Origin of the sequence: Streptomyces sp. NBC_01433 (genome assembly GCF_026340105.1) — a bacterium.
Lineage (GTDB): Bacteria > Actinomycetota > Actinomycetes > Streptomycetales > Streptomycetaceae > Streptomyces.
Window position 1 is genome coordinate 677,584 of sequence record NZ_JAPEPM010000001.1, and the last position, 15,031, is coordinate 692,614.

The 15,031-nt window shown below is 71.9% G+C and carries 13 protein-coding genes; 10 read left to right on the forward strand and 3 right to left on the reverse strand.

The genetic code is table 11. From position 1 onward, the window contains the following. The first annotated feature begins 49 nt into the window (after nt 1-49). From OG413_RS02870 to OG413_RS02880, 3 genes are all read left to right on the forward strand, one after another. The gene (locus OG413_RS02870) at nt 50-1,429 is read left to right on the forward strand and encodes an FtsW/RodA/SpoVE family cell cycle protein (protein WP_266802834.1); all 1,380 of its coding nucleotides are present in this window, start codon (nt 50-52) and stop codon (nt 1,427-1,429) included. Continuing rightward, nucleotides 1,426-2,883 carry a penicillin-binding transpeptidase domain-containing protein gene (locus OG413_RS02875; RefSeq protein WP_266802835.1) on the forward strand — a complete coding sequence of 486 codons (1,458 nt, stop codon included), beginning with the start codon at nt 1,426-1,428 and terminating at the stop codon, nt 2,881-2,883. The genes OG413_RS02870 and OG413_RS02875 overlap by 4 nt, the downstream gene beginning before the upstream one ends. Before the next feature lie 92 nt (nt 2,884-2,975). After that, entirely contained in the window at nt 2,976-4,058 is a 1,083-nt protein-coding gene (locus OG413_RS02880) for an amidase family protein (protein ID WP_266802836.1), read from the forward strand. A gap of 98 nt (nt 4,059-4,156) precedes the next feature. Here the strand turns inward: OG413_RS02880 and OG413_RS02885 are convergent, their stop codons facing one another. After that, entirely contained in the window at nt 4,157-5,035 is an 879-nt protein-coding gene (locus OG413_RS02885) for a hypothetical protein (protein WP_266802837.1), read from the reverse strand. 269 nt (nt 5,036-5,304) lie between these two features. Here OG413_RS02885 and OG413_RS02890 point away from each other — a divergent pair, with 269 nt between their 5' ends. Continuing rightward, a complete protein-coding gene (locus OG413_RS02890; protein WP_266802838.1) occupies nt 5,305-5,580 on the forward strand; it encodes an alpha/beta fold hydrolase in 276 nt (91 codons plus the stop codon). A 120-nt stretch (nt 5,581-5,700) separates the two neighbouring features. Further along, the gene (locus OG413_RS02895; RefSeq protein WP_266802839.1) at nt 5,701-6,036 is read left to right on the forward strand and encodes a hypothetical protein; all 336 of its coding nucleotides are present in this window, start codon (nt 5,701-5,703) and stop codon (nt 6,034-6,036) included. Here the strand turns inward: OG413_RS02895 and OG413_RS02900 are convergent. Next, on the reverse strand, nt 6,007-7,212 hold the full coding sequence (locus OG413_RS02900) for a ferritin-like domain-containing protein (protein ID WP_266802840.1): 1,206 nt from the start codon (nt 7,210-7,212) through the stop codon (nt 6,007-6,009). The genes OG413_RS02895 and OG413_RS02900 overlap by 30 nt on opposite strands. Before the next feature lie 214 nt (nt 7,213-7,426). Here OG413_RS02900 and OG413_RS02905 point away from each other — a divergent pair, with 214 nt between their 5' ends. The 5 genes from OG413_RS02905 to OG413_RS02925 all read left to right on the forward strand — a co-directional run bounded on the left by OG413_RS02905 (nt 7,427) and on the right by OG413_RS02925 (nt 13,723). Then, on the forward strand, nt 7,427-8,362 hold the full coding sequence (locus OG413_RS02905) for a diiron oxygenase (RefSeq protein ID WP_266802841.1): 936 nt from the start codon (nt 7,427-7,429) through the stop codon (nt 8,360-8,362). Nucleotides 8,363-8,403: 41 nt separating this feature from the next. Continuing rightward, complete coding sequence (locus OG413_RS02910; protein ID WP_266802842.1) at nt 8,404-9,180, forward strand: TetR/AcrR family transcriptional regulator; 777 nt, start codon at nt 8,404-8,406, stop codon at nt 9,178-9,180. Between the two features lie 4 nt (nt 9,181-9,184). Next, on the forward strand, nt 9,185-9,460 hold the full coding sequence (locus OG413_RS02915; protein WP_266802843.1) for a hypothetical protein: 276 nt from the start codon (nt 9,185-9,187) through the stop codon (nt 9,458-9,460). A gap of 80 nt (nt 9,461-9,540) precedes the next feature. Then, nucleotides 9,541-12,237: a PQQ-binding-like beta-propeller repeat protein gene (locus tag OG413_RS02920; RefSeq protein WP_266802844.1), complete on the forward strand. Its 2,697-nt coding sequence runs from the start codon at nt 9,541-9,543 to the stop codon at nt 12,235-12,237. Between the two features lie 163 nt (nt 12,238-12,400). Continuing rightward, nucleotides 12,401-13,723 (forward strand): NlpC/P60 family protein, encoded by a 1,323-nt coding sequence (locus OG413_RS02925; RefSeq protein WP_266802845.1) that lies wholly within the window; start codon nt 12,401-12,403, stop codon nt 13,721-13,723. A 70-nt stretch (nt 13,724-13,793) separates the two neighbouring features. On the opposite strand, the gene OG413_RS02930 is transcribed toward OG413_RS02925, so the two are convergent. Then, entirely contained in the window at nt 13,794-15,029 is a 1,236-nt protein-coding gene (locus tag OG413_RS02930) for a styrene monooxygenase/indole monooxygenase family protein (RefSeq protein WP_266802846.1), read from the reverse strand. Between the last annotated feature and the right edge of the window lie 2 nt (nt 15,030-15,031).

Here is a 15,031-nt window from a genome sequence, read left to right on the forward strand (position 1 = left end):
CGCTGCGACATAAGGGAAATACCGCACGCCTCTTGCTACGTTGCGTGGCATGACCCCATCGACGGCGGACGCTCCCCCGCCCGAGCTACGCCTGCCCAAGCGGCGCGGGGTGGAGCTCTGTCTCCTCATCGGGGCCGTCCTCATCTCCGTCTACGGCTACGCGAACGTCGGCCTCGCCAGGAACGGCGCCGTACCGCCCGATGTCGCCGGTTACGGCGGGGGGCTCGGCCTCCTCGCGCTCCTGGCCCATCTCGCGGTCCGCCTCCGCGCCCCGTACGCCGATCCGCTGCTGCTGCCGATCGCCGTCCTGCTCAACGGCCTGGGCCTGGTGCTGATCTACCGGCTCGACCTGGAGACCCCGAAGGACCAGGCCGCGCCCACCCAGCTGATCTGGTCCACGCTCGGGGTCGCGCTGTTCATCGCCGTCGTGGTCCTCCTGCGCGACCACCGCGTGCTCCAGCGCTACGCGTATCTCTCGGTCGCCACCGCGCTGGTGCTGATGATCGTGCCGATCTTCTTCCCCGCCGTGAACGGGGCCAAGATCTGGATCAGGGTCGGCGGACTCTCCTTCCAGCCGGGCGAGTTCGCCAAGATCCTGCTCGCGGTGTTCTTCGCCGCGTACCTCGCCGCGAACCGCAACGCGCTGGCGTACACCGGCCGCCGGATCTGGAAACTCCAGTTGCCCACCGGCCGGGTGCTCGGCCCCATCGTGGCGATCTGGCTGCTCAGCGTCGGCGTCCTGGTCCTGGAACGCGACCTCGGCACCTCGCTCCTCTTCTTCGGACTCTTCGTCATCATGCTGTACGTGGCGACCGGCCGTACCGGCTGGATCGCCGTCGGACTGCTGCTCGCCGCGGTCGGCGCCTTCGTCGTCGGCTCGTTCGAACCGCATGTGCACAGCCGGGTGCAGGACTGGCTCGACCCCTTCGCCTCGATCAACGCCGGGCAGGGGCCGAGCCAGCTCGCACAGTCGCTGTTCGCGTTCGCGGCGGGCGGCATGCTCGGTACCGGACTGGGCCTCGGCCACTCCGTCCTCATCGGCTTCGCCGCCAAGTCCGACTTCATCCTGGCGACCGCGGGCGAGGAACTGGGCCTGTCCGGGCTGACCGCGGTGTTCCTGCTGTACGCGCTGCTCGTCGCCCGGGGATACCGGGCCGGACTCGCGCTGCGCGACCCGTTCGGGCGGCTGCTGTCCATCGGTCTCGCCTCGATCCTGGCCCTTCAGGTCTTCGTGATCGCGGGCGGGGTGATGGGGCTGATCCCGCTGACCGGCATGGCCATGCCGTTCCTCGCGCAGGGCGGTTCGTCCGTCGTCACCAACTGGATCATCGTCGCGCTGCTGATCCGGGTCAGCGATGTGGCCCGCAGACCCCATCCCGACCAGGTGGAGACCGGCGTCATCGCCCCGGTCCTGGAGGACGAACGGTGATCCGCTACATCCGGCGGGCCGCCGCCTTCTGTCTGCTGCTGCTCGTGGCGCTGCTGCTGAACGCCGCCCGCATCCAGCTCTTCGAGGCGGACAAGCTGGACGACAACGCCGCCAACCGCCGTAACACCATCGACCGTTACGACGAGCCGCGCGGCAACATCCTGGTCGGCGGCAAGACCGTCACCGGCTCCAAGGACACCGGTGAACAGCTCGCGTACGAACGCACCTATCTGCACGGCCCCCTGTACGCACCGGTCACCGGCTACGCCTCGCAGACGTACGGCACGACGTTCATCGAGAACGCCGAGGACGGCATCCTGTCCGGCACCGACTCGCTGCTCGCCCCCTTCCCCCTGTGGAACGACATCACCCGCAGCCGGCAGCCGGGCGGCGATGTCGTCACCACCGTCAAGGACTCGATGCAGCGTGCCGCGTACGAGGGGCTGAGCGGACGCCGGGGCGCGGTCGCCGCCGTCGAACCCTCGACCGGCCGGATCCTGGCACTGGTCTCGACCCCCTCGTACGACCCCGAGCGGCTGTCCGGCACCGGTTCCTCGGTCACCGACGCCTGGGCGCGGCTCAACGCGGCCAAGAGCCGGCCGATGCTCAACCGGGCCATCCGGCAGACCTACCCGCCGGGTTCCACCTTCAAGATCGTGACGGCCGCCGCGGCGCTGGACGCCCGGGTGGTGACCGATCCGGACGCCGACACGGACACCCCGTCGCCCTATGTCCTGCCCGGCACCACGACCACGCTGCCCAACGAGGCGAGCGGCTGCGCCAAGGCGTCGCTGGCCGAGGCGATCCGGGTCTCCTGCAACACCGTCATGGCGCACCTCGGCGTCGAGGTGGGGCTCGACGGCATGGTGGACGCGGTGGGCAAGTTCGGCTTCAACGACGGCGGCCTGCGGATTCCGTCCGGGGTGGCGAAGAGCAACTTCGACACGGACATGAGCGACGACCAGCTGGCGCTGTCCTCGATCGGGCAGTTCGACACGACCGCGACGCCCCTCCAGATGGCGATGGTGGCCGCCGCGGTGGCGAACGGCGGCGACCTCAGATACCCGCACCTCGTGGACCGTACGACCGCCCATGACGGCGACACCGTCCAGCAGCAGGGTTCCCGCTCCTACCACCAGGCCATGAGCCCGTCGACGGCGACGCGGCTGCAGCGGATGATGGTCGACGTGGTGGAGAACGGCACCGGGTCGAACGCCGCGATCGACGGGGTGAAGGTCGGCGGCAAGACCGGTACCGCCCAGCACGGCATCGACAACTCCGGTACGCCGTACGCCTGGTTCATCTCCTGGGCGCAGAACCCGGACTCCGGACGGCCCGCCGTCGCGGTCGCGGTGGTCGTCGAGGACGCCTCCGCCGACCGGGCGGACATCAGCGGCGGCGGCAGCGCGGCACCGATCGCGCGGGCCGTGATGGAGGCGGCGCTCGACCAGTGAGCGGGCGACGGGCGATCGGTTGAGCGGTCGAGTGAGTGGGCCGACGGGAAAGCCGCTCGACCGCTCGGTGCGCGGCCCGGGAGACTGGCGTCATGACGCGGGTATCGGCGGTGGCGCGGGCGTTGGAGCGGATCGACCGGCTGGACCCGCGGCTGTGCGCGTTCACCGAGGTCTGGCACGAGGCGGCGCTCGCCCATGAACCGGAGGCGCGGCTGCTCCCCCTGGCCGGGCTGCCGTTCGCGGTGAAGGGGCCGGCCGGTATCCGCTCCTACGCGGCCCGTCGGCTGATCGCGGCGGGCGGTGTCCCGGTCGGCGCGACGTCCGTGCCGGGCCCCGGCACCGTCTGGCAGACCTGGGGGCAGGGCAGGCACGGCCGTACGGTCAATCCCTGGCGGGCCGACCGCACCCCGGGCGGCTCCTCCGCAGGTTCGGCGGTCGCGGTCGCGGCGGACCTGGTGGAGCTGGCGACCGGAAGCGACGGGGCGGGGTCGGTACGCATCCCGGCGGCCTGGTGCGGCGTGTTCGGGCTGAAGACGACGAACGGGCTGCTCCCCTCACCGGACCGTTCGGGGCTCGCGGCGGCCGGGGTGATCGCCCGGTCGGTGGCCGGAGCGGAGCGGTACCTGCGCCATGTACTCGACGACTGCGCGCCACCCACGGCCCCCGCGCCGCCGCCTCTGCCGCTGCCCGCCGTGTACAGCCCGGACCTCGGGTACGCGGACGTGGACCCGGAGGTCGAGGCTGTGGTGCGGGGCGCGGTGGACCGGCTGGTCGCGGCCGGGGCCGTCACGCTGCTGGACGGGGACTGCGCCCTGCTCGACCCGGCGGCGGCGTGGATCGCGATACGCGGCGGCGGGCCGGACCAGGACGGCGCCCGGTCCGTGCGGGGCGAGAACGACCGCAGGCTCGATGCCCTCTTTGCCCGTACGCCGTTGCTGCTGACCCCGACCACACCGAACCGGCCGCATGGGCACGAGGGTCCGGGCGACACCTATTCCACGGCGCTGACCTGGGCGTTCAATCTGAGTGGCCATCCGGCGGCCACCCTGCCCGCCGGGTTCACCCGGGACGGCTGCCCGGTGGGGCTCCAGCTGGTGGCCGGGCGCGGGAAGGATGTCCCGCTGCTCGGAATGGCCCGCGCGGCGGAAACCGTCCTGCCTCCTGTGCGGCCATGACGCGTCAGGAGGCGACCGGCCCGACGACCGGCGGGCGGGCGGCGGGCGGCGGTCCCCGCTGTCGCGCCGCAGCGCCGCCCCACAGTCGCGCCACCGGATCAGCCGAGCGGCTTGCGCGTCTCCTCGCGGACCTTGGCGGCCTCCGCCGCGGACTGCTTCAGGTCGATGGACTTGGCGTCCTTCACCACGTTCTCGGGCCTGATGACCGCGACCATCGCCGCGGTGTTGCCGTCACCCCAGGCGCACATCGGGATGTTGGCGATGCCGCCGCTGTCCTTCGACTGCACGATCTGGCACTCGATCGTGATGTCGTACCCGTCGGGGGTGAACTTCTTGGCGGGTACGACGAGGGTCGCGCCCTCGGCCTCCGCGGCCCCCTCCATGATCTTGCCGCGCATGAAGTCCGGGCTGGCGAGCCGCCCGTACATCCCGGAGAGCACGAGGGCGCCCTGCTTGTCCGAGGTGTACTGCGCCATGACCGCCTTCCCGTCCCGGACGCTGGGGTCGGGCGTGTCCTCGATCTCCTTGCCCTCGGTCTCCGACATGTCCTGGGCCAGGGTGAATTCCTCGTCCAGCACCTTCTTGGGCACGACGAGCTTGTACTCGGCCTCGGGGAACACCGCGTCGGCGCCCTTGTCGACCAGCTTGGAGACGCCGAAGGCGATCCCGCCGGCGACGACCACCGCACCGGCCACGATCCCGATGATCAGCCCGGTGCGCTTCTTCCGCGGCGGCTGCGGTCCCTGCGGCGGCCAGCCGGGCATCCCGGGCTGCCCGCCGCCGGGTATGCCCGGCTGACCCCATCCGCCCTGCTGGGGCGGGGGCATCTGCGGGTAGCCGTAGGGCTGTTGCTGCGGCTGTTGCGTCTGATGCGGCTGTTGCGAGTAGGGCCCCGGGGCGGCCGGCCGGCCGTACGGATTCTGCTGAGGCTGGGGCGGCCCGTACGGGCCCTGCGGCGGCGGAGGCGGCGTGGTCATGCGTTCAAGCTACGTCACGTTTGCGAACGGAATTTCGACCAGTGCCATATCGGTATCAGGTCGAGAGAATGGCGAGGGAATGGGGAGGGAATGGGGAGGGAATGGCGGGAGAATCCCGAGGACGGACCGGGACCGTCGGCTCGGCGTCCTCACCCTCCTCCAGGTCGGCCCCGCCGTGCGCGTACCTCAATTGTCGCCGCCGACGACACCTGATTCCATCCATCCGGCGGACGATCCCGAGCCGGATGCCGCGCCCTCCCGTTGCCCGCATGACTGTTCTCCACGCCCACGACCACGGCGGCGACGGGCCGCTCCTTCTCCTGCTGCACGGTGCGACGCGCTCCCTGGCCGACTGGAACGCGGTCGCCCCGCTCCTGACGGGCAGCCACCGGGTGCTCGCGGTGGACCTCCCCGGGCACGGCCTCAGCGAACCGGCCGCCGTCTGGTCCTTCGACACGCCGCTCGCCGACCTCGACGAGACGCTCGCCGCTCGGGGGCTGGGGGGCTGGGGGGGACGATGTCGCGGGCGTCGGCGGGTGCCCTGATGCCCGCGGAGCACGTGTCACAACAGGCGGCGTACAGCGCGGGTCTCGGCATTCCGTACGGAGCGGGCCGAGGCCGCCTTCCGGGCGAGCGCGCGACAACAGGCGGATGGGCAGTGGCAGTTGCCGCCGGAGCGGGCGGGCGCTCTGGAGATGCTGGACGCGCTGGACGGGCTGGACCTGTTCAGCGTGTTCCGGCGCGTCGCCTGTCCGCTTCCGCTGGTGCGGGCCCTGCACCGGGTGCCGCCGACGCCCGGCCTGAAGTGGCTGGACGAGATGATGGATGCCTGCGCGCAGGGCCTGGCCCGGGATCTGGTGGAGCTGACGGCCGAGCGGCGGGAGGTCACCGCCGAGGGCGTCGCGGCCACCCACGCGATGCTGCTGGAGCAGCCGGAGCAGGTGGCCGGTCCGGTGCCGGAGTTCGCCGCGTCAGTCGCCGGAGGTGACGGAGGCTCCTGAGGGTGCCGACACTCCGGACGTTGTTGAGGCTCCGGTGGTTGCCGAGGCTCCGACGGTTGCCGAGGCTCCCGGCAGAACGCCGCCCTCCGCTATCGCGTCCGCGACCTCGGCGACCCTGGCCCGCTCCTCCACGGCGAAGCGATCCCGGTCCAACTGCTCGGCTATCTCCTCGTCCTGGGCCATCAGGAGGTCCAGGCTGGAGTCGCCGAGTTCGAGGACGCCCATGTCGACGTACGCCTTCTGGAGCCTGGGGCCCCACAGTCCGATGTCCTTGACGCACGGGACTATCCGGCTGAACAGCAGCTTGCGGAAGAGCTGGAGGTACTCCGAGTGCTCGGAGAGGTCCTTGGCCTCCTGCGTGGCGATACCGAAGTTCTCCAGGACCTCGACGCCGCTGAGCCGGTCGCGCATGAGGTAGCAGCCCTCGATGACGAACTCCTCGCGCTCGCGCAGTTCGGCGTCGCTCAACTGCTTGTAGTAGTCGCGCAGCGCCATCCGCCCGAAGGCCACGTGCCGGGCCTCGTCCTGCATGACGTACGCGAGGATCTGCTTGGGCAGCGCCTTGGTCGTGGTGTCGCGGATCATCCCGAACGCGGCGAGGGCCAGGCCCTCTATGAGGACCTGCATGCCGAGGTAGGGCATGTCCCAGCGGGAGTCGCGCAGCGTGTCGCCGAGCAGCCCCTGGAGGTTGTCGTTGACCGGGTAGAGCATCCCGATCTTCTCGTGCAGGAAGCGGCCGTATATCTCCGCGTGCCGCGCCTCGTCCATGGTCTGGGTCGCCGAGTAGAACTTGGCGTCCAGGTCGGGGACGGACTCGACGATCCGTGCCGCGCAGATCATGGCGCCCTGCTCGCCGTGCAGGAACTGGCTGAACTGCCAGGACGTGTAGTGCTTGCGCAGCTCGCCGCGGTCCTTGTCGGTCATCTTCGCCCAGTGCGGGGTGCCGTACAGCGTGAGGGCCTCGTCCGGGGTGCCCAGCGGGTCGGTGGGGTCGACCTCGATGGACCAGTCGATGCGCTTGTTGCCGTCCCACTGCTTGTCCTTGCCCTTCTGGTAGAGGGCGAGGAGGCGTTGGCGGCCGTCGTCGTAGTCCCAGCTGAACCGGGCGGCCCCGGAGGCGGGCACCTGCCACAGTGGTTCTTCGGGGGCGGTGGTGTAGAGGTCGTGTGTCGACACGGACGGCTCCTTCGCCTCGCATGACTCGGTAAGTTCCTTGGCACCCACGCGCATTGATCGTTTTCTGAGTACTTCCACCGACTGCTTCCCTGGCAGGTTCACACGCTGGTAGACGCTGGGTCAACAAGTCGTGCGCAAGGGATTGACGGTCTTGCTGACAAGCAGTCTCATAAGGAGTGACCGCCGGTAACCCACGTGTGAGGTGCCCCCAGCCATGACGACAGTGACCGATCGCGATGTGCAGGCGCTCCGCGACGCACTCGGCCCGCTCCGCGACCGCGAGCAGGTGGCCGCGCGTCTGCTCGAATCCTCGGCCAAGCACTCCTTCGACCCCGAGACCGAACTCGACTGGGACTCCGCCGTCGAGGAGGGCAAGTGGTTCTGGCCGCCGGAGCTCGTCTCCCTGTACGACACCCCGCTGTGGGACAGGATGTCCGAGGAGCAGCGGATGGACCTGGCCAGGCACGAGTCGGCCGCGCTCGCCTCGCTCGGGATCTGGTTCGAGATCATCCTCATCCAGCTGCTGGTCCGGCACGTCTACGACAAGCCGGTGACCAGCAACCACGTCCGGTACGCGCTCACCGAGATCGCCGACGAGTGCCGGCACTCCATCATGTTCGGCCGCATGATCGACTGGGGCGGGGCCCCCACCTACCCGGTCCCGCGGGTCTACCACAACCTGGCGCGGGTCCTGAAGACCGTGTCCACCACGCCCGGTTCGTTCGCCGCGACCCTGCTCGGCGAGGAGATCCTCGACTGGATGCAGCGGCTGACCTTCCCGGACGAGCGGGTCCAGACCCTGGTGCGCGGCGTGACCCGCATCCATGTCGTCGAGGAGGCCCGGCACGTCCGGTACGCCCGCGAGGAGCTGCGCCGCCAGATGGTGACCGCGCCGCGCTGGGAGCGGGAGCTCACCCGGATCAGCTGCGGGGAGGCCGCGCGCGTCTTCTCCGTCTGCTTCGTCAATCCGCAGGTGTACGGGAACGTCGGCCTGGACCCCCGTGAGGCCGTCGCCCAGGTGCGGGCGAGCGGCCACCGGAAGGAGGTCATGCAGTCGGGCGCGAAGCGGCTGACGGACTTCTACGACGACATCGGCGTACTGAACGGGGTCGGCCGCCGGTTGTGGAAGCGCTCCGGCCTGCTGGCTTGAGCCCGCTCCCCGGCGCGGGGCGGCCCGTTAGGCTTCGGGCCATGACCTCCACCGCCGCAGCCCCGCCGCCGCCCCGTGCGTACCGCAGGCTCAGCGTCGAGGAGCGTCGCACCCAGCTCCTCGGCGCGGCGCTCAGCCTCTTCGCGCACCGGGCTCCCGACGAGGTCTCGCTCGACGAGGTGGCGGTGGTCGCCGGTGTCTCCCGGCCCCTCGTCTACCGCTACTTCCCCGGCGGGCGGCAGCAGTTGTACGAGGCGGCGCTCCGCTCCGCCGCGGACGAGCTGAAGCTCTGCTTCACCGAGCCCGCGGTGGGCCCGCCCACCGAGCGGGTGAGCCGGGTCCTGGACCGCTACCTCGGCTTCGTCGACGAGCACGACGCCGGTTTCAGCGCCCTGCTCCAGGGCGGCAGCGTCGCCGAGACCTCCCGTACGACGGCGATCGTCGACGGCGTACGCCGGGCGGCGGCCGAACAGATACTGCTGCACCTCGGCCGGGGCACGGGTCCCGGCCGGCGTCCCGCGGGGCGGCGGCTGCACATGATGGTGCGCACCTGGATCGCCGCCGTCGAGGCGGCGTCCCTGATCTGGCTCGACGAGGAGAAGCAGCCCCCGGCGCCCGAGCTGCGCGGCTGGCTGGTCGACCATCTGATCGCGCTGCTCGCGGCGACCGCGGCGACGGACCCGGAGACCCGGTCCGCGGTGGCGGACCTGCTGGCCCTGGAGACCGCCGGAGGACCGGCCGGACGGCTGGCGGCGCTGGTTCTCCCGGTCGTCGGCGAGGCGGCGCACCTGCTGCCCGCTCCCGCTGCGTCAGACTGACCCGGTGAAAAGCGAGAACACCCCCTTCACCGGCGGCCCCCTGGACGGCAGGGTGCTGCCCGTCCTCCTCGGCCCGACCGGCCACCCGCCCAAGTGGTACGAGGTCCCGGTGCCGGACGCCGACGGCGGGCCGGCCACCGTGTACGCGTACCGGCGGGTTCCGGCCGGGTACTCGAAACGGCTCGGGATCCAGCGCGGCTGGGTGTACGAGTACGCCCCCGAGGGACGCGAGCCGCGCACCCTCAAGTGGCCCTGGACAAAGCCCGGGAGCGGCGGCTGAGCCGGTGGGGCGGACCGGCGCGGGGCAGGCCCTAAGATCGACGGTCAGGTGCCGAGGGACGGTCACGAGGGGGGTGCGCCATGGAGGCGCTGCGTCAGGACGATCCACGTCATTTCGGCCGGTACACCGTGCTGGCACGCTTCCGTGAGGGCGCCGCCGCCGTGCAGTATCTGGCGCGGGAGACCGGCGCGGACGAACGCGCCGTGATCACCGCGGCGCGGCCCGCCCTCGCCGAGGTACCGGCCTTCCGCCGCCGCTTCCGGTCGGAGGCCCGCACCGCCGAACGCCTGGCGGGTGGCTGGGTGACGCCGCCGCTCGACATCCGGGTCACCCGTGACGACGGCACCGACAGCACGGCGGAGGAGCCCGACGCCCTCTGGACGGCCACCGGTTACGTCCCCGCGCTGACCCTGTCCGAGGCGATCGGCCTCGCCGGACCGCTGCCCGAACGCGCGGTGCGGATACTGGGCGCGGGCATCGCCGAGATCCTCTCCCGGGTGCACGCGGGCGGTGCCGTACTCCAGGGGCTCGCTCCCGGGACGGTGCTGCTGGCCGAGGACGGCCCCCGGCTCACCGCCTTCGGCCCGCTGGGCGCGGCGGCCTCCGCCGAGGCGAGGGGCGGGCAGCTCTCGGTACGGCTGGGGTACCTGACGCCCGAGCAGGCCGAGGGCGGGGAAGCGGGCGCGCCCTCCGACCTCTTCGTGCTCGGGCTGCTGCTGGCGTACGCGGCCACCGGTACGGCGCCGTTCGCGGACGGCCCGCCCGAGGAGGCGGCCGACCGGATCGCGCACGCGGATCCCGAACTGGGCGCCGTGCCCGAAGGGTTGCGGGAACTGATCGCCGGGTGCCTCGCGAAGGACCCGGATCAGCGGCCGAGCGCCGGTTCGGTCGCCGCGGAACTGGCGCTGGAGGGCGCGGCGGGCCTCGCCAGGGGCGGCTGGCTCCCCGAGCGGCTGTCGGCCGCGGTGGCGGACCAGGAGGCGCGGGTACGGGGACTGGAGGCGCCGGTCGAGGCGGCGGCCGAGGCGGACGGGCCCGAGGACGCCGTCGTCGTCGCACGTGGTGCCGACGTGGCCGCGCCTGCGGCCCCGTCCGGAGCCGCGGCCGGATCCGTGGCCGCAGCCGCAGCTGGATCCGGATCCGACTCCGGATCCGGAGTCGGAGTCGGAGTCGGGGAGGAGGACCGGGGAACCACCCGCTTCCTCGGAACCGTGTCCGGCGCCCCGAGGACCGACCATCCGACGACCCAGCTCGCCGTCCCCCGCGAGCTGACCGCCGCCGCCCCGGCCGCCGCACAGGCCCCTCCGGCCCTTCCGGCCCCCTCCCCCGCGGCGCCGTACCAGCACCACCGGGGCGGCCCCGCCCCGTACGCCGCCGCCGCGCTGCCGGGGGCCGCCGCACCGGCGGCCACCCCGATGGTGTCGCTCCCCCTGCCGCCCCCGGCTCCGGCCCCCGCTCCCACCGCGAGCCGCCGGGCCCTGCTGATCACGGCGGGCGCCGCGGCCGCCGGGCTGATCGTCGGCGGTGGTGCCGTCGCCCTACTGGGGTCGGACGACAGCCCGTCCGCCGACGACGACAAGCCCGCCCCGGACCGCCCCCGAACCCTTCCGGGGCAGGCCCCGGAGCCTCGGTGGACCTACGCGCACCCGGACTCCGAGTCGACGCCGCTCACCACCGCCCTGTGGCAGGACAAGCTGCTGGTGCTGACCAGCGAGAGCCAGGCGACCGGCGTCGACCTGCGCACCGGGAAGCGCGTCTGGCAGCGCGCCGACGCCGCGAAGGGGCAGACGGCCCTGGCGGCGGGCGAGGACCTCTGCTTCGTGGCGAGCCCGACCGAGTTCCTGTGGCTGTCGCCCGAGGACGGCGCGGTCAAGCACCGGGTGCGGTACGTGGACCAGTTCACCGGCGTACCGGATCTGACGGTGGGCCGGATCACCGGGCAGTCCGGGCCCGTCATCTGGTTCACCGGCTCGAACACGGTCACGGTGAAGGCCCCGAAGCCGAAGAAGGGCAAGAAGCCGGGCAAGGACAAGCAGGTCGTCCAGGCGTACTTCTTCGCGTACGACATCGTGCGGCGCAAGGAGCTGTGGCGCACGGCCGTACCCGCCGGGCGGGCCCCGGGAACGCCCTCCTACCAGTTGGTCGCGGAGCGCTCCGCCGACCTTCTCGTACGCCAGGACGCGGCGACCCTCACGCCCGCCGACGTCAGGTCCGCCAAGGGCAGGGGCACCATCCGCTCGTTCGACCAGAAGACCGGCAAGCTGCTGTGGGCGAAGCAGTACGGCGCCGTCGCCCCGGGAGCGGGTGTGCTGGGCGACGAGGACGGCCGGCTGTACGGCGCGGTGGGCACGAACCTTCAGGCTTTCGAGGCGGACACCGCCAAGCCGGTGTGGGTCCTGAACGGTGGTACGGGTTCCGTGTACGGCACGCCCGTGGTGGCCGGACCCCTGCTGCACACCACCAACCGCAGCCAGGAGGTCGGCGCGGTCCAGCGGGAGACCGGCCGGCTCGTGTGGCGGCGTTCGACGGAGGTCCCGCTCGGTGGCAACGCCCCCGCCATCACCCTCAGCGCCAGCGAGAAGACCCTGATCGCCGCCGACGCCTCCCAGGTCACCGTGTTCTCGGCGGCCGACGGGCGGCGGCTGTGGAAGTTCCAGGACATCGGGGCGCAGGACCCCAAGGGAGCCACGGTCACGGCCCCGTACCGGACCCTGACCGCCAAGAAGACCGTCGTGGTCCAGCGGGACCGGACGTTCCACTCCTTCCCCGTGGAGTGACGCCCCGCCGACGGGACCCCCGGCACCGCCTTTCGGGGGATCCGTCGGCCGCCACGCCGCGCGGTGCTTGCCTCACCCGACATCGAGTGAGCGGATTAATCATATTCGCCTACTTATACGGGGCTCCTTCACGGCGCTCCGCCCCCGTCACGGAGGTGATGTCATGTCAGGCAGAATCCTGCGCGCGGTCTGCACGGCGGCGCTGGCCGCACTCGTCGTGACCTCCCCCGCCACCGCCGCGCCCGCCTACTCCGTCGACCCGAGCCCCGCCCCCTCGGGGGAATCCACGCCGTCGGGGGATGAAGCCGGGGTCGCGGACTCGGACTCGGACTCGGACGCGGGCGCGGATCTGGACCTGGACCTGGATTCCGGCGCGGGCCTGGACACGGACGCGGACTCCGACCCGGGCCCCGGCGCGGACGTCCCCGAGGCGGGCGCCGGCCCCGGAACCTCCAAGAGCGTCGGCGAGCTGCTGACGGAGCTGCGGACGCTCTATCAGCAGGCCGAAGAGGCCACCGAGACCTACAACGGCACCGCCGAGCAGCTGAAGAAGCGCACCGCGGCGACCGGGAGACTGACGTCCGATCTCGCGAAGGCCAGGCGCGCCCTCGACGGCAGCCGGGATGACGCGGGGCGGCTGGCCCGTGAGCAGTACCAGGGGCGGTCCGAGTACTCCGCGTACCTGCATCTGCTGCTGGCCCGCGACCCCGTACACGCCCTGGACCAGAGCCATGTCATCGAGCGGGCCGCCGCCGGACGGGCGGCGACGGTGAACCGGCTCACCGGTGCCGAGAAGCGCGCCGCCGCGCTGGCGACCGCGTCCCGCAAGGCGCTCGCCGAGCAGCGGGCGCTGACGGCGAAGCAGAAGAAGCAGCGCGACACCGTGCGGTCGAAGCTGAACAGGGTCGAGGCACTGCTGGCCACGCTCTCCGCCGAGCAGCTCGCCGGACTGGCGACGCTGGAGGGGCGGAACACGGCGAAGGCCCAGCGCGAGCTGGTCACCTCGGGAGCGCTCAGCTCGACCCGGCCGCCCAGCGAACAGGGCGGTGACGCCGTCGCGTTCGCGGTCGAGCAGATCGGCAAGCCGTATCTGTGGGGCGCGGAGGGCCCGGACTCCTTCGACTGCTCCGGGCTCACCTCGCAAGCCTGGTCGAAGGCGGGGCACGCCATTCCGCGGACGTCGCAGGAGCAGTGGCGGGAGTTGCCGAAGGTGCCCATGGAGTCGCTGCGCCCCGGTGACCTGGTGGTCTACTTCCCGAAGGCGACCCATGTGGCGCTGTACATCGGCGACGGCATGGTGGTGCAGGCGCCGCGCCCCGGGGCCTCGGTGAAGGTGTCGCCGGTCGCGTCGAACCCGCTGCTGGGCGCGGTGCGCCCCGATCCGCAGGGCACGCCGCTGAGCACGTACACGCCACCGGAGCTGCCCGAGGGCGCGGCGGAGGGCTCGGACGCGGGGTACAGCTCGGACACGGACCCGGACGCGTAGACCGGCGCATGCGGCGGCCGGGCCGGCGGGTCGGCACATCGACTCCGGCCCGGCCGCCGGACGGCCGGGATCAGGCCCCGGAGACCTCGGCGAGGTACGCGTTCGTCTTCTCGGGCTCGAAGAAGAAGTTGTCGAAGTCCGCCGGGTTGTTGAACCCGTTGGCGAAGCGGTCGGCGACCGGCTGGAGCTGACCGGCGGCGCCGATCAGGTTCAGGACGTGCTCCGGCGGTACGCCGAGCATCGCGTTGGTCCACTTCGTGACGTGCCGCGCGGTGTCCCAGTAACGGTCGAACGTGGACTGCATCCACGCCGCGTCGAACTCGCGGTCGCCGTGCTCGATGATCGAGTCCAGATACGCGTTCGCGCACTTGGAAGCCGAGTTGGAGCCCTGCCCGGTGATCGGGTCGTTGGCGACGACCACGTCGCCCACGCCGAGGACCAGACCGCCGCCGGGCAGCCGGCCGATCGGCTTGCGGACGGTCGGGGCGTAACGGCCCGCCAGAGTGCCGTTGGCGTCGGTCAGCTCGACCTTGGTGGCGCGCGCGTACTCCCACGGGGTGAACTTCTCCATGAGCTCCAGCGTCGTGGCGAGGTGCTCGGACGGGTCCTTGATGCCCTGGAAGACGTCCAGCGGGCCGCCCGGGACGCCCTCCCAGAACAGGATGTCCGCGCGGCCGGAGGTGGTCAGGGTCGGCATGACGAACAGCTCGCCGACGCCAGGGACCAGGTTGCAGCGGACCGCGTCGAAGTCGGGGTGCTCGGGGCGCACGCCCATGCCGTGCACATACGCGACCGCCAGCGCGCGCTGCGGGGCGTCGAACGGCGAACGGGACGCGTCCCGGCCGAACATGGAGACCAGCTCGCCCTTGCCGGCCGAGACCATCACCAGGTCGTAGGTGCGGGAGAAGTAGTCCAGGTCGGAGACGGCCGCACCGTGGATGACGAGCTGACCGCCACGCTGGGCGAAGGTCTCCATCCAGCCGGCCATCTTCACGCGCTGGTCGACGGACTGGGCGAACCCGTCCAGCTTGCCGACCCAGTCGACGGCCCGCGAGGAGTCAGGGGCGGCGACCGAGACACCCAGGCCCTCGATCTTTGGCGCCTGCGACTCCCAGAAGTTGAGCTGGTAGTCGCGCTCGTGCTGGAGGGCGGTGTGGAACATGCACTGGGTCGACATGACCCGGCCGGACCGGATCTCGTCGGCCGTGCGGTTGGACATCAGGGTGACTTCGTACCCTCTCGACTGAAGGCCGAGGGCGAGCTGGAGACCGGACTGACCGGCTCCGACTATGAGTATCTTCCGCATCG

Bases quoted from the DNA above. Each gene is read 5' to 3' on its own strand.
- OG413_RS02870 (WP_266802834.1), top strand. From the start codon at position 50: ATGACCCCATCGACGGCGGACGCTCCCCCGCCCGAGCTACGCCTGCCC.
- OG413_RS02880 (WP_266802836.1), top strand. From the start codon at position 2,976: ATGACGCGGGTATCGGCGGTGGCGCGGGCGTTGGAGCGGATCGACCGG.
- OG413_RS02885 (WP_266802837.1), bottom strand. From the start codon at position 5,035: ATGACCACGCCGCCTCCGCCGCCGCAGGGCCCGTACGGGCCGCCCCAG.
- OG413_RS02890 (WP_266802838.1), top strand. From the start codon at position 5,305: ATGACTGTTCTCCACGCCCACGACCACGGCGGCGACGGGCCGCTCCTT.
- OG413_RS02905 (WP_266802841.1), top strand. From the start codon at position 7,427: ATGACGACAGTGACCGATCGCGATGTGCAGGCGCTCCGCGACGCACTC.
- OG413_RS02910 (WP_266802842.1), top strand. From the start codon at position 8,404: ATGACCTCCACCGCCGCAGCCCCGCCGCCGCCCCGTGCGTACCGCAGG.
- OG413_RS02920 (WP_266802844.1), top strand. From the start codon at position 9,541: ATGGAGGCGCTGCGTCAGGACGATCCACGTCATTTCGGCCGGTACACC.
- OG413_RS02925 (WP_266802845.1), top strand. From the start codon at position 12,401: ATGTCAGGCAGAATCCTGCGCGCGGTCTGCACGGCGGCGCTGGCCGCA.
- OG413_RS02930 (WP_266802846.1), bottom strand. From the start codon at position 15,029: ATGCGGAAGATACTCATAGTCGGAGCCGGTCAGTCCGGTCTCCAGCTC.